The 12,780-nt window shown below is 53.1% G+C and carries 10 protein-coding genes; 2 read left to right on the top strand and 8 right to left on the bottom strand.

Annotated elements, in window-relative coordinates; translation table 11 throughout:
* Nucleotides 1-38: 38 nt before the first annotated feature.
* The 3 genes from PT964_RS05420 to PT964_RS05410 all read right to left on the bottom strand — a co-directional run bounded on the left by PT964_RS05420 (nucleotide 39) and on the right by PT964_RS05410 (nucleotide 4,849).
* A complete protein-coding gene (locus tag PT964_RS05420; RefSeq protein ID WP_274362311.1) occupies nucleotides 39-1,523 on the bottom strand; it encodes an ABC transporter substrate-binding protein in 1,485 nt (494 codons plus the stop codon).
* Nucleotides 1,524-1,645: 122 nt separating this feature from the next.
* Complete coding sequence (ilvA, locus tag PT964_RS05415) at nucleotides 1,646-2,902, bottom strand: threonine ammonia-lyase IlvA (RefSeq protein WP_274362310.1); 1,257 nt, start codon at nucleotides 2,900-2,902, stop codon at nucleotides 1,646-1,648.
* Between the two features lie 153 nt (nucleotides 2,903-3,055).
* Nucleotides 3,056-4,849, bottom strand: coding sequence for a glycoside hydrolase family 2 protein (locus PT964_RS05410; protein WP_274362309.1), 1,794 nt, complete (start codon nucleotides 4,847-4,849; stop codon nucleotides 3,056-3,058).
* 130 nt (nucleotides 4,850-4,979) lie between these two features.
* Here PT964_RS05410 and PT964_RS05405 point away from each other — a divergent pair, with 130 nt between their 5' ends.
* Both PT964_RS05405 and PT964_RS05400 read left to right on the top strand, forming a co-directional pair.
* Complete coding sequence (locus tag PT964_RS05405; RefSeq protein WP_274362308.1) at nucleotides 4,980-5,876, top strand: ArsR/SmtB family transcription factor; 897 nt, start codon at nucleotides 4,980-4,982, stop codon at nucleotides 5,874-5,876.
* Nucleotides 5,877-6,855: 979 nt separating this feature from the next.
* On the top strand, nucleotides 6,856-7,338 hold the full coding sequence (locus tag PT964_RS05400) for an NUDIX hydrolase (RefSeq protein ID WP_274362307.1): 483 nt from the start codon (nucleotides 6,856-6,858) through the stop codon (nucleotides 7,336-7,338).
* Here PT964_RS05400 and PT964_RS05395 read toward each other — a convergent pair.
* The 5 genes from PT964_RS05395 to PT964_RS05375 form a co-directional block, all read right to left on the bottom strand.
* Nucleotides 7,271-7,795 (bottom strand): hypothetical protein, encoded by a 525-nt coding sequence (locus PT964_RS05395; RefSeq protein ID WP_274362306.1) that lies wholly within the window; start codon nucleotides 7,793-7,795, stop codon nucleotides 7,271-7,273. The genes PT964_RS05400 and PT964_RS05395 overlap by 68 nt on opposite strands.
* 26 nt (nucleotides 7,796-7,821) lie before the next feature.
* A complete protein-coding gene (locus PT964_RS05390; protein ID WP_274362305.1) occupies nucleotides 7,822-9,048 on the bottom strand; it encodes an MDR family MFS transporter in 1,227 nt (408 codons plus the stop codon).
* Nucleotides 9,045-9,773: an NAD-dependent protein deacylase gene (locus tag PT964_RS05385; RefSeq protein ID WP_274362304.1), complete on the bottom strand. Its 729-nt coding sequence runs from the start codon at nucleotides 9,771-9,773 to the stop codon at nucleotides 9,045-9,047. The genes PT964_RS05390 and PT964_RS05385 overlap by 4 nt, the downstream gene beginning before the upstream one ends.
* Before the next feature lie 343 nt (nucleotides 9,774-10,116).
* Nucleotides 10,117-11,847, bottom strand: coding sequence for an acetate--CoA ligase (gene acsA, locus PT964_RS05380; RefSeq protein ID WP_274362303.1), 1,731 nt, complete (start codon nucleotides 11,845-11,847; stop codon nucleotides 10,117-10,119).
* 207 nt (nucleotides 11,848-12,054) lie between these two features.
* A complete protein-coding gene (locus PT964_RS05375; RefSeq protein ID WP_274362302.1) occupies nucleotides 12,055-12,777 on the bottom strand; it encodes a LytR/AlgR family response regulator transcription factor in 723 nt (240 codons plus the stop codon).
* Between the last annotated feature and the right edge of the window lie 3 nt (nucleotides 12,778-12,780).

Here is a 12,780-nt window from a genome sequence, read left to right as displayed (position 1 = left end):
GTTTGCCCTCGGACCAACCGTTCGAATCATGGTTTGTTTTATTGTGCTACAACACTTTGCTCCGTAACGACCTCCGTCTGTACTTCGAGCGTCTCCGGCACGCTTTCGGCGTTCGCATGATCCGGTTTAGCCGCTTCATTCTCAATCGCTTTATCGAGTGCCGCTTGTCCTTCGGTTTCGATCAGCGCCAGCATCTCGTCGATCGTTATCGATTGTTTAACGGCTGACTCCCAATGCTTTGAGATGATCCCGTTGAAGTTATTAAAGAAATCCTGCGGCAGCTCCCGGTACGCAGCGTACATGTCACTCCGCTGGGCACCTTTGCTGTAGAACGCCTCCATATTGATCCCTTCATCGTTGCGGATGTAGTTGGTTCGTACCGGAATGCCTCCAAGCGCCGGCGAGCGTGAAGTAACTCTGGCAACCGCGTCCGAATTAATAAACTTCACAAACTCCCACGCGGCTCGCATGTTCGGCGACTTCGCATTGATGCTAAAAATTTGGTTAAAGCTGAACGAGCCCGAGCTCATCTGCTCATCATAAGCCGGCACGCTTACGACGTCCCATTCCAACTGGAATTTGTCCTTCAGCTGGGTTTTTGCTTCTTTCAGATTGCCCAGCAAATACGAGTCTTGAATTTTCATTGCGGTTCTGCCGCCGATAAACGGGTCGCTGAGCAGATACTCCTCATACGTTTGCGTTTGCACCATGTTATTCGGATCCGGAGTGTAAATGGCTTCGGAGGTCGCAAGCCGCAAAGCTAATTCCGCCGTCTTTTTCCATGAGTCGGTATTCATCGTAAGCCGCTTCGATACCGTATCGATATAGGACAACCCTTGCTCCGTACCTAACTGAAGCAGTCTCCAAGGATCGCTTCCGGGGAAACGGTTAATATCAAGCCCGTATACCCGGGATTTCGCATCCCCGTCCTTCGGGAACCGCTCGGCGAGCTGCAGCACTTGCTCCCATGTCATGCCGTCGGTAGGAAGCGGCACGCCGTGCGTATTAAAGAGCGTTTTGTTATAAAACAAAGCGCTGCTCGAGAAGGTCGGCGCCAAGCCGTACAGCTTGCCGTCTCCCATATTGCGGAGCGCCTCGATTGCCGCAGGCAGCATGCTTTCGATGTCGAATTCGTCCTGCGCGATGACAGGGTCAAGCTCGTACAACAGACCGTCTTTGATAAGTTGTTCAATATCGTATGAGCTCAACATCAGTACATCAGGCTGCTCGGTTTCGATAAATTCCTTCATCGCCTCGCGGGGGTCTTTTCCGGAGCTGTATATACTGTTTGTCGACACGACTTCAATATCGATATTCGGATACTGCATTAAGAACAAGTTGCCGAATTCCCTAAAAAAGCTGTCTTCATTCCAGTAAGTAACCTTGATCGTTGCCTTCTCGTCCTCGCCGAGCACGGGCAGCACCTCATCCTTTTTACCTGCTCCCGAGCATGCGGACACGACGATAAGCGCAGACATCAGCACCAATAACAAAAATGTTTTTCTTCTCCAACCGTGATTCACTTCTCACACCCCTATTAGGAATTTTTACCCAATAGTTAAACGGTTGGCCGCTGGAAAAGGTTTCTTAATTTTCTCTTAAGAAAATTTCGGAACATAGTTTGTTTCTGATTCCGTCTCAATTCCTAAACGAGCAAATGGAACAAGTCCGGATGCTCGCGCAATTCGATGAACGAAATATTGCGGTCGCGCATGCGCGCGATCAAACCGTCGAAATCGCCGCGCCGCTTCAGCTCGATGCCGACCAGCGCCGGTCCGTTTTCTTTGCTGCTGCTCTTCGTATATTGAAACCGGGTAATGTCGTCGTCGGGACCGAGCACGCCGTCTAGAAATTCCCGCAAAGCGCCCGCGCGCTGCGGAAAATTGATGATGAAATAATGCTTCAGCCCTTCATAAATGAGCGATCGCTCCATAATTTCCTGCATTCGGTCGATATCGTTATTTCCGCCGCTAATGATGCATACGACCGTTTTGCCCTTGATTTGGTCGCGATAATGATCCAGCGCCGCTACCGATAGCGCCCCGGCCGGCTCGGCAACGATGGCGTTCTCGTTATACAGCTCTAGAATCGTCGTGCAAACCTTGCCTTCCGGAATCAATACCATATCGTCAAGCAATTCCCGGCAGATGGAGTAGGTAAGCTCCCCGGCCCTCTTCACCGCCGTGCCGTCCACAAAGCGGTCGATCTGCTCAAGAGGAACTACGGAACCTTTGTCGAAAGAGGTGCGCATCGTCGGTGCGCCGGTCGTTTCCACACCGATCATTCGAGTGCTCGGGCTGAGCCGTTTGACATAGGAAGCTACGCCCGCAGCAAGACCGCCCCCGCCGAAGGAGACAAATACATAATCCACAGGTCCGGGCGCCGCGCTCAATATTTCCGGCCCCAGCGTTCCCTGCCCGGCGATTACCGCCGGATGATCGAACGGATGAACGAACGTCATTCCCTCCTGCTCCGCATAAACAAGCGCCTCCGCCAGCGCGTCGTCGAACGTGTCTCCGACAAGCCGGATGTCGACGTTCCGTCCGCCGAACCGTTCCACCTGCGATACTTTCTGCTTCGGCGTCGTCGAGGGCATAAAGATGGCTCCCGGAATGCCGAGCGCCGAGCACGTATAAGCAACGCCTTGCGCATGGTTGCCCGCGCTTGCGCAAACGACGCCTCGGGCCGCCTGCTGCTCCGGCAAGCTTCGAATGAAATTGTATGCGCCGCGTATTTTGAACGACCTGACTACCTGCAGGTCTTCTCTTTTTAAGTAAACATTACACTCGTACCGGTCAGAAAGCACATGGTTGTACTGCAGCGGCGTTTCGACAACTCGTTCTTTGACCCGGTTATGGGCGATAAGAATATCTTCCAGTTTGATTCCCTTATGCTCCGTCATCGACTTCTTCCTCCTGTTTCCCTTCAAAAAAAGGCCCGCCGTCTCCAAAAGAGACGTCAGGCCGACCATTCGCATATTGCAACATAGTATAGGGTTTAATCGCTTTTTTGTCAATCGGAAAGGAGACATAGGAAAGGGAGCACGATCAAACCGTTATTTACGCCAATCCTTATGCGGAACCGGCATGCCGATAATGTCGCGGATGCGTTCCAGCGGCGCCTTCGGCGTGCGGTCGTACGTCAGCAAGCCGTTGATTTCCTGCTCCACGTCGGTCAGCTGCGTATAGCAGAAGCCTTGGACAACGGGCGATTGCACCAGCGGCTCCACCACGTCGCGAAGACGCTTCAGGAAATCCTCTTCGTCCGAGGCGCCGGAGTAGCCCCACCCCTCCTGATCGCTTTTCTTGAACGCGATGCCTCCGAACTCGGATACGATTATCGGCTGGCCCGCATATTCGTGCCCGCCAACGTGAAGCTTCCGGCTCGAGGACGTGCTGGAGTTTGCCTTCTCCACCGTCGAGAACCGGTCCTCCAGCACTTCGCGGCGCCACTCATAATCGTGAATGCAGGTTAAATCGGATTCAACCATTTCCCAACCGTCGTTGGACACGACCGGCCGCGTGGAGTCAAGCGATTTGGTCAGGTGATACATAGCGGAAGCATGGTGCTGCTGCTTCTTGTCGACCATGATGTTCGGCACGCCCCAGCTCTCGTTAATCGGAACCCAAGCGACAATGCAAGGATGGTTCATGTCGCGCTTCATCGCTTCCTGCCATTCGTTCGTAATGCGGCCGACATACTCTTCCGTATACTCGCCGGCATTCGCCATCTCGCCCCACACGAGGAGGCCGAGCTTATCCGCCCAGTACAAGTAACGCGGATCTTCCACCTTCTGGTGCTTGCGCGCCCCGTTAAAGCCCATCGCCTTCGTCAGCTCGACGTCTCGCTTCATGTCGTCGTCGGTCGGGAACGTAAGCACCCCTTCCGGGTGGTAGCCTTGGTCAAGCACAAGCCGCATAAAGTACGGGCGGTTGTTCAAGCATAATTTGCCGTTCTCGATCGAAATTTTCCGCATGCCGAAATAGCTGGTCACGCGGTCCGTTTCCTTGCCGTCGACCGTCACGGTGTATGTAACGTCGTACAAGCTCGGCCGATGCGGCGTCCACCAACGGTCCAATCCGTGGTCGTTGAAATGCTCGATGCGGATCGCACGCGAAAATTCGTTATGCAGTACACGGAACTCATCGTCTGCCACCGGCTCGCCTTCAAAGCTGATCGACACTTTTACGCGAACGTCTTGCTTGCCCATGGCACCCTTCACTTGAAAGCGAATGCCGATTTCTTTCGTATCGATATCGGGCGTATATGTAACCCGTTCCAGGTATGTACTGTCGACGGCTTCCATCCATACCGGCTGCCAAATCCCTGTCGTTCGCGTATACCAAATCGCCCAAGACTTCTCCTTCCAAAACTGCTTGCCGCGCGGAATCGTAACGTCCTGATTGAAATCGTGCGCCCGCACGACGATCGTATTGTCGGCATTCTCGTTCATTAGGGGTGTAGCATCGAAGGAGAAAGGCGTATGGCCGCCTTCGTGCGTGCCCAGCAGCTCTCCGTTTACCCACACGGTTGCAATATAATCGACCGCACCGAAGTGAAGGATGTATCGCTTGCCCTTCATGCCGTCAGGAACGCGCACCGTTCTTTTGTACCAAACAGTATCGCGAAACGTATTTTCGCCGATGCCGCTGAGCGGACTTTGGTATGCGAACGGCACTTGAATGCGGCTTGAGAAAGAACGGTCGCCTGCAAACCAGCGCTCCGCCAAACCGGCGTCGGCATCGTCAAACTCGAACTCCCACTCGCCGTTCAGCGTCATCCAGCTTTCGCGGACGAATTGCGGTCTAGGGTGTTCAGCTCTTGGGATCGATACTGCGGATTCGGTCATGGACAAATCATTCTCCTTTTGTTAATATCAGAGTTAATAAAAATACGATAAAGTTAACATTACACGACCATATTAGTCCACCAGCTACCGTCTGTCAACGGTTTCAATAAAATAGACCGGAGGATGCTTTGTGAAAATTGAAGTCAACGCGGCCAATGCCGGATTGTTATCCGTATTCGGCTCCGAAACGAGAATTCGCATGCTGGAATGGCTGAGCCAAGGTCCGATGAATATACGGGAGATGGCGGAGCGGCTGGAGCTGTCGTCGGCGATCGTGACGAAGCATGTGCAGCAGCTGGAAGCGGCGGGTCTGATCGTATCGGAAAGCATCCCGGGCAAACGCGGCGTGCAGAAGCGGTGCATCCTCGCTGTCGATTCCGTCACATTGGAGTTCAAACCCGAGCCGGCCGCCGTTTCCCGTCACACCGTTTCGGTCCCGATCGGACACTATACCGACTATGACGTGCGTCCTACCTGCGGGCTCGCCTCCGCTGCCAAAATGATCGGCATGAACGACGACCCGCGTTATTTCGCCGATCCGGAGCATATCGACGCATGCCATCTATGGTTCGGGGAAGGGTTTGTGGAGTATACGATTCCGAATTACACGCTGGCCAATCAACAGATCGAAGCGATCGACCTGTCTCTGGAAATATGCTCTGAGGCTCCGGGCTTTAACGAGCATTGGCCTTCGGACATTGCGTTCGATCTGGGCGGCGTACGTCTTGGGGTATGGACGTGCCCTGGGGATTTCGGTTCAACGAGGGGGAATTTAACTCCCGCTTGGTGGAGCCTTGGCACGGAATACGGGCTGCTGAAGACGATCACCGTCGACCAAGCGGGCTCTTGGGTGGACGGCGTCCGCTTGTCCGACGTTACGATCGAGCAGCTGCGCCTTCCGATCGGCAAGCCGATGCGCTTCCGCATAACGGCGCTGCCGACGCCCGGCGGCGGCGGCGTTTCGCTGTTCGGCCGCGGCTTCGGCAATTACGATCAAGATATCGTCGCTTCCATACGGTATAAATAGTGAACCGCCGGCTTTATATAAACGCTCTGTTTATGTCTAGTGTTGATGCACCGGCCGCGGTACGGATTTCGCGGGCCGCAACGGAGCTTTGTTCCGCTGCAGGGGCCGTGGGCCCGTGTTCGCGAGCCGCATCGGAAATTTGTTCCGCTGCAAGTGCCGCGTGGGCCAAGTTTTTTGTACTGTAACGAAACTTAGTTCATTTTCCTGACTGCGGCGCTCAATAAATGGACTTTCTCCATTTGTTCGTCTCCTATTCGAGACAGCGGCACTTAATAAATGGACTTTCCATTTGTTCAACGCCTCTTCGCAATTGCGGCGCTCCAATAAATGGACTTCCTCCATTTGTTCGATTTCTCTTCATAACTGCGGTACTCAATAAATGGACTTTCTCCATTTGTTCAACGCCTCTTCCCTGCTGCGGTACTCAATAAATGGACTTTCTCCATTTGATCGACGCCTATTCCCTACAGCGGCGCTCAATAAATGGACTTTCTCCATTTATTCGACGCCTCTTCCCTACAGCGGTACTCAATAAATGGACTTTCTCCATTTGTTCGACGCCTCTTCCCTGCTGCGGTACTCAATAAATGGACTTTCTCCATTTGATCGACGCCTATTCCCTACAGCGGCGCTCAATAAATGGACTTTCTCCATTTATTCGACGCCTCTTCCCTACAGCGGTACTCAATAAATGGACTTTCTCCATTTGTTCGACGCCTCTTCCCTGCTGCGGTACTCAATAAATGGACTTTCTCCATTTGCTCGAGCTTTTCTGAATCTATTGAACCCCCAAAAAAAGGTGATATATTGAGTGTGTGGGGCAAGAAAAGACCCTGCAGGACGAAATAAGTCCAATGATATGGAGGAAATCAGATGGATTATTCTGAAATTGTTTGCCACGTCTAAGATACGTATATTGCCCATGTGTCAAACTGAACTTATAAAGCAGCATCGAACGGGCATGTTGTCCTTCATGTAATTGGGTTCATTTTCCCAGAAATGTCATGGGGTTGTTATACTAATCACTACGGAAAACGGAATAGTGGCGATCCTACCCCCAAATGCACCAAAAGAATATCCTGCTGCACTCCCAGCTGGACATGCTGAATATGGCGAATCCCCTGAGGGGGCTGCTATCAGGGAGGCATTTGAGGAGACCGGTTTTCATGTCGAAATAACCCAATTGCTGGGTTGGGAATTTATAAGAAAGACATCTTACCCAGGTCCGATGCTAAGCTTTTATTTTGAGGCCGCAACAATCGGTAGGGGTATCAAACAAAGTGAGGAAGGGAAAGCAAAGGTTTACGCAATTGAAGATTTTCCACCGATTTCACCGTCACGCGGCGGCAGCAAAAAAACTTTTGAACTTTACATCAATAAGGTAAAGGTAACTGTCAATCTCGTTCATTACGGGCTTTTCCGGCTTTCGGCAGGTTCACTACATAAACATCGAACGGTTTAATCTCTTTCTCAGCTTCCAAGTCATCGACTTCTTCTTCCGCCTCGATACTCGGGATTCCATCATGGTAAGGAAAGCTTAAAAATTCACGAATGATCGGTTCAATATTTTCAATGACGTTGTACTTGCCTCCGAACGGCAGTTTGGCATGAATATCGGAAATGAGATTAAACCGCAGCCTTGCGGATTGCCATTCGAACCATACGTAGAAAATCATTCCATGGCTGCAGTCACTGCCAGCCGCTTGTTCTATTCTATTTTGCAGTATCTTCTCAAAAATCGATTGCAAATCTTGAACAGCAAACTCTCCTGCTAATTCCTGGCTCATGGAAATCGACCAACAATTGTTGGTTATTTCGTCCTTCAGTTTGTCGACGGCGTTGCCGATGAATATTCGATCTTCAATGATTTCTTCTAACTCTCTTAAAAACTCGATTTTCTTTAAAAAGGGTTCCGCCACGAAAGCAACTCTCCTCTATCCAAACGCTATAAACCGGCAGAGCGAGAACCTTCCACCGCAACATCGGCACCCTCGGACCTGCGCTGATGCAGCCGGATCCCGCCTCCGTACAGCACAATGGAAAGCAGCGTGATCCCCGCCATTACGGTGAACATGACCGGCCCGCCGTATGCGGCCAGCAGCAAGCCCCCGCCCCACGGTCCGATAAATTGCCCGAGCTGGCCGAACTGATTCGCCCCGAAATACGTGCCGCGCAGCATCTCCGGCGCAATCGAGTCGATCAGCGCGCTGCCTGCCGGGTAATTGCTGATTTCCCCAATTGTAAAAACAATCATCGACACAATGAAGGCGGGCAGCGTTTCGGACCATGCGAAGCCGATATTCCCCGCCGCGTAAAATACGGAACCGACGACGATGCCGACGATCGGTCTCCGTTTCTCCAGAAACCGGGTCAGCGGCATCTGCAGCAAAATAACGGTAACTGCGTTAATCGAAAGCAGCCATGCAAACCACGTCACGCCGTCCTTATGAATCGATTCGACATATTGAGACAGCGATACGGTCATTTGCGCGTAGCCGATGGCGACGAAGACGGCTCCCGCAACAAACAGAGCAAGCACTCTGTCCTTCAGCACGACGGACGCCGCCTGCTTCATCGTGACCGGCTCCGAACGCGCGCCTTCGATCGACCGGATACCGAAGCGGGCGAGCAGCACCTGCAGCACAACCGCGTAAAGCAGGAAAAATCCGCCGGTTACGTACCATGAAGCGTTGGAGCCGGAGAGCGCAAACGCCGTGCCGAGCAGCGGCCCGACGGAAACCCCGATATTGGCGGCCCAATACCGCAGCGAAAATACGCGGAACCGCTTCTCCTTCGGAGTTAAATCAGCCATCAGCGCTTGTCCGGTCGGCTCGAAAAACGATTTGCAGCAGCCGTTCAAGACGCTGAGCGCACCGAACGCAAGAACGTTCGAGGTCAGTCCGAAGCCGAAACAAACGACAGCCCACACGTACATGGACGCCAGCATGACGACCCTCCGGCCGAAGCGGTCTGACAAGCCGCCGCCGACCATGCCGGCAACCGTGCCCGCGAGCGGTCCAAGTCCGACGATGAATCCGGCGGTCGCCGGGTCGAGATCGGTCCGCTGCAGAAGGTGTATCGCCAGGAACGGAATGCTCATGGACGAGGCGATCCTCGAGAAAGCCGTGCCGACCAAAATCGTATAAACAATCGGATGATACTGTAGCTTCAATTAACCGCATCCCCCAATACGCTTCCGATAGACTCCCTGCAAATGACCGAAGCGTATTCGTCATACGGCGTTTCGTCCCGGTTGATGATAATGAATTTGTCCCCTTGGTAATATGTCACAAGCGACGCCGCCGGATGGACGGTTAAGGACGTACCTCCCACAATAAGCACATCCGCCTTCGCGATTTGCTCCGCAGCGCCTTCCCATGTCGCCGCATCCAGCGGCTCTTCGTACAGTACAACATCCGGCTTGACGGTGCCGCCGCATGCGGAGCAAACCGGTACCGCATCCTCGGAATCGACGATATAATCCAAATCATAGAACGCGCGGCAGCTCATGCAGTAATTGCGGTGGACGGAGCCGTGAAGCTCGAATACCGTTCGGCTGCCTGCCGCTTGATGGAGACCGTCGATATTTTGCGTAACGACCGCCGACAGCTTGCCTCGCCGCTCCAGCTCCGCCAGCGCCCGATGGGCGGCGTTCGGACGCGCTTCCCGGTATATCATTTTCGACCGATAGAACGTATAGAACGCCTCCGGCTGACGCACAAAGAAGGAACGGGAAAGGATCGTCTCCGGCGGAACCGGCGTACCCGAGCCGCCTGCATAAAGACCCGATGCCGACCGAAAATCGGGAATGCCGCTTTCCGTCGATGTTCCCGCTCCCCCGAAAAATACGATTCGCCGTCCTTGCTCGATGATGCTGCGAATGCGCTCTTTTTCCATTGCCGCCCCTTCTTTCTTAATAAAATGTTCACGCCGAAACTCAACTCAACCTTCTCAGCATACTCCTTCTCCCGGCATCCAAGCAACAGAACCCCGAAAAATAACCACACTACTGGTTGCTATTCGGCTCAAAACGGCGGACGATCATTTATTAGCAACACCTGGAGTTACTATCTCTCGTTTTCTACTTCTGAAACCGAGATTCTCGGGGCATTAGCAACTTACAGTGTGGCTATTCTCCCGCGCAATGCGAAAAACAGCCTGATAGCAACTCATAGTGTTGCTAACATCCCCGACAGCAAGAAAGCGCGGACACAATGGTCCGCGCTTCCAAAAAACCATATTAGTCTTCCAATGTCGATAAGTCGCCGACCGGCAGGCCGAGCTCGCGCGCCTTCAGAACGCGGCGCATAATTTTGCCGGAACGCGTCTTCGGCAGCTTGTCGATCACTTCGATTTCCCGAGGAGCGGCATGCGCGGCCAAACCGGTCTTCACATGCAGCTTCAGCTCCTCCATCAGCTCTTCGCTGTAAGTGTAATCTTCGCGAAGCGAAATGAACGCTTTGATGATTTCGCCGCGCAGCGGATCGGGCTTGCCGATAACTCCCGCTTCGGCTACGGCATGGTGCTCGACGAGCTTGCTTTCCACCTCGAACGGCCCGACGCGCTCGCCCGACGTATTAATGACGTCGTCGACACGGCCTTGGAACCAGAAGTAACCGTCTTCATCCATGTACGCGGAGTCGCCCGATACGTACCAGCCGTCAATCTTGAAATATTCTTGATATTTGGGCTCGTTGTTCCAGATGCGGCGCATCATGGACGGCCAGCCCTTCCGAATCGCCAGGTTGCCGAGGCTGTACGGAGGCAGCTCGTTGCCGTTGTCGTCGATGATCGCGGCTTGGATGCCCGGGAACGGACGACCCATCGAGCCGGGGCGAATGTCCATGCAAGGGAAGTTTACGATCAAGTGACCGCCGGTTTCGGTCATCCACCACGTATCGTGAATGCGCTGCTTATAAACCTTCATGCCCCAGCGAATAACCTCCGGGTTGAGCGGCTCGCCGACGGAAAGAATGTGACGCAGCGACGACAAGTCGTATTTTTCGGCATCGTCATCGCCGGCGGACATCAGCATGCGCAAAGCGGTAGGCGCACTGTACCAAACGGTAACCTTATAGTTCTGAATGGCGGAGTACCAACGATCCGGGGAATACCGTCCGCCGCGGATCAGATTCGTCGCCCCGTTCAGCCAAGGTGCGAAGATACCGTAGGACGTCCCCGTTACCCAGCCCGGATCCGCCGTGCACCAATAAACGTCGTCCTCTTTCAGATCGAGCACCCATTTGCCCGTAATATAATGCTGAATCATCGCTCCATGAACGTGGAGCACGCCCTTCGGCTTGCCCGTCGACCCGGATGTATAGTGAAGAATCATCGGATCTTCAAGATCGAGCCATTCAATATCGAGTTCTTCGGATGCGGATACGAACGCTTTGTGGAAGTCCACTTCCCCCGGTCCCGGATTTCCGTCGGAATCCACCAGAACGACATGCTTCAAATTCGGCAGCTGATCGCGCGGAATGCGCCCTTTCAGCGCCATCGTCGTTACGATGACGGACGCTTCGGCATCGGATAGACGGTCCAAGACAGCGCTTTCCATGAACGCCTCGAACAACGGACCGACGATAGCTCCGATTTTCAGCGCGCCGATAATGCCGGCGTAAATTTCCGGCGTACGCGGCATAAAGAAAAAGACGCGGTCGCCCTTCTTAACCCCCAACGAACGGAGCATGTTGCCGAATTGATTCGACAGCTTGCGCATTTCTTCGAACGTATAGCTCTCGTTGCGGTCGTCACCTGCATAAATAAGCGCCACTTTATCTTTGCGAGACGTTTCCGTATGCTTGTCGATCGCTTCGTAACCCATATTTACTTTGCCGGTCGTATGCCAGCTGAAATTCGGGTAAACGTCTTCCCATTTAAAGTTTTTGTACGTTTCTTCATAAGATTTCATGTTCGAATCCGTTTTCACGCTTGGCAGCACTTCGTGGTTCGCATTCAGTTCGTGCATTGCTCCCGTCTCCTCCCGGAAAATCGAATATATTTTTGTTTTCTAAAGCAAAAAACTGTGAAAACGCTTTATATGGATTATATAAAGCGTTTCACAGTTTTGTAACAAAATCGTTGCGAAATGTTAAATATGTAGAGCGAGTCGTACGAATTGAAGGATAAAAGCTCCGGAATCCCACTCGGCAGCCGGATAAAATATCCAGTCGGTTTACTCCCCGCCTAATCGCTTCAACAGCTCCTTCGCCGCGTCCCGGGAAACCGGAACCTTCATGTCAGACGCGGATTTCATTTTGACATTGTAAGCTCCGTTAAACCATGGGATCAGCTCCGCCACCTCATTCAAATTAATGAGATAGCTGCGATGCGGGCGAAAAAAATCGAAGCTGCTCAGCTTCTCCTCCAATTCCTGAAGCGTTGACTTGCTGGTGAAGCTTTTTCCGTCCTTCGTATGGATGATGACGTTCTTCTCTTCTTTAATAATCGCCAAAATCGAATCGGGACGGACGACCGCAATCGAATCCCCGCCGGGAATGAGCAAATTCCGAATGGCCGATCGATACGGTTTGAGCTGCTTCATTTTCTCTTTCAGCCGCTGCATCGTCGCTTTCCACCGGATCGGATCGTACGGCTTCAGCAAATAATCGGCCGCACCGAGCTCGAACGCGTCCATTGCATACCGGTCCGTAGCCGACGTGATTACGATCATCGGCCCGCCCGCTCTTCCCGCCAGCGCGCGAGCCGCCTGCAGTCCGCTCAAGCCGTGCATCTCCGCTTCAATAAAGACGGCATCCGGGGAAAGCTCTTCTGCGAGCCGCATCAGCTCATCTACATCGCCGGCGGAGGCGCACAGCTCCGCTTCCGATTCCTTCTCCGCTAACCCCCCCAGCGTCTCTGCCGCCTCTCGGTCCTCACCTGAAATCATGATCTTCATATC

Source organism: Paenibacillus thermotolerans, assembly GCF_028745515.1.
Lineage (GTDB): Bacteria > Bacillota > Bacilli > Paenibacillales > YIM-B00363 > Paenibacillus_AE > Paenibacillus_AE thermotolerans.
Note: the sequence above shows the minus strand (reverse complement) of the source record. Positions and strands in the feature narration are given on the sequence as shown.

Excerpts from the sequence above, each read along its gene's own strand:
- PT964_RS05410 (WP_274362309.1), bottom strand. The coding sequence starts at position 4,849 with ATGACCGAATCCGCAGTATCGATCCCAAGAGCTGAACACCCTAGACCG.
- PT964_RS05375 (WP_274362302.1), bottom strand. The coding sequence starts at position 12,777 with ATGAAGATCATGATTTCAGGTGAGGACCGAGAGGCGGCAGAGACGCTG.
- acsA (WP_274362303.1), bottom strand. The coding sequence starts at position 11,847 with ATGCACGAACTGAATGCGAACCACGAAGTGCTGCCAAGCGTGAAAACG.
- ilvA (WP_274362310.1), bottom strand. The coding sequence starts at position 2,902 with ATGACGGAGCATAAGGGAATCAAACTGGAAGATATTCTTATCGCCCAT.
- PT964_RS05385 (WP_274362304.1), bottom strand. The coding sequence starts at position 9,773 with ATGGAAAAAGAGCGCATTCGCAGCATCATCGAGCAAGGACGGCGAATC.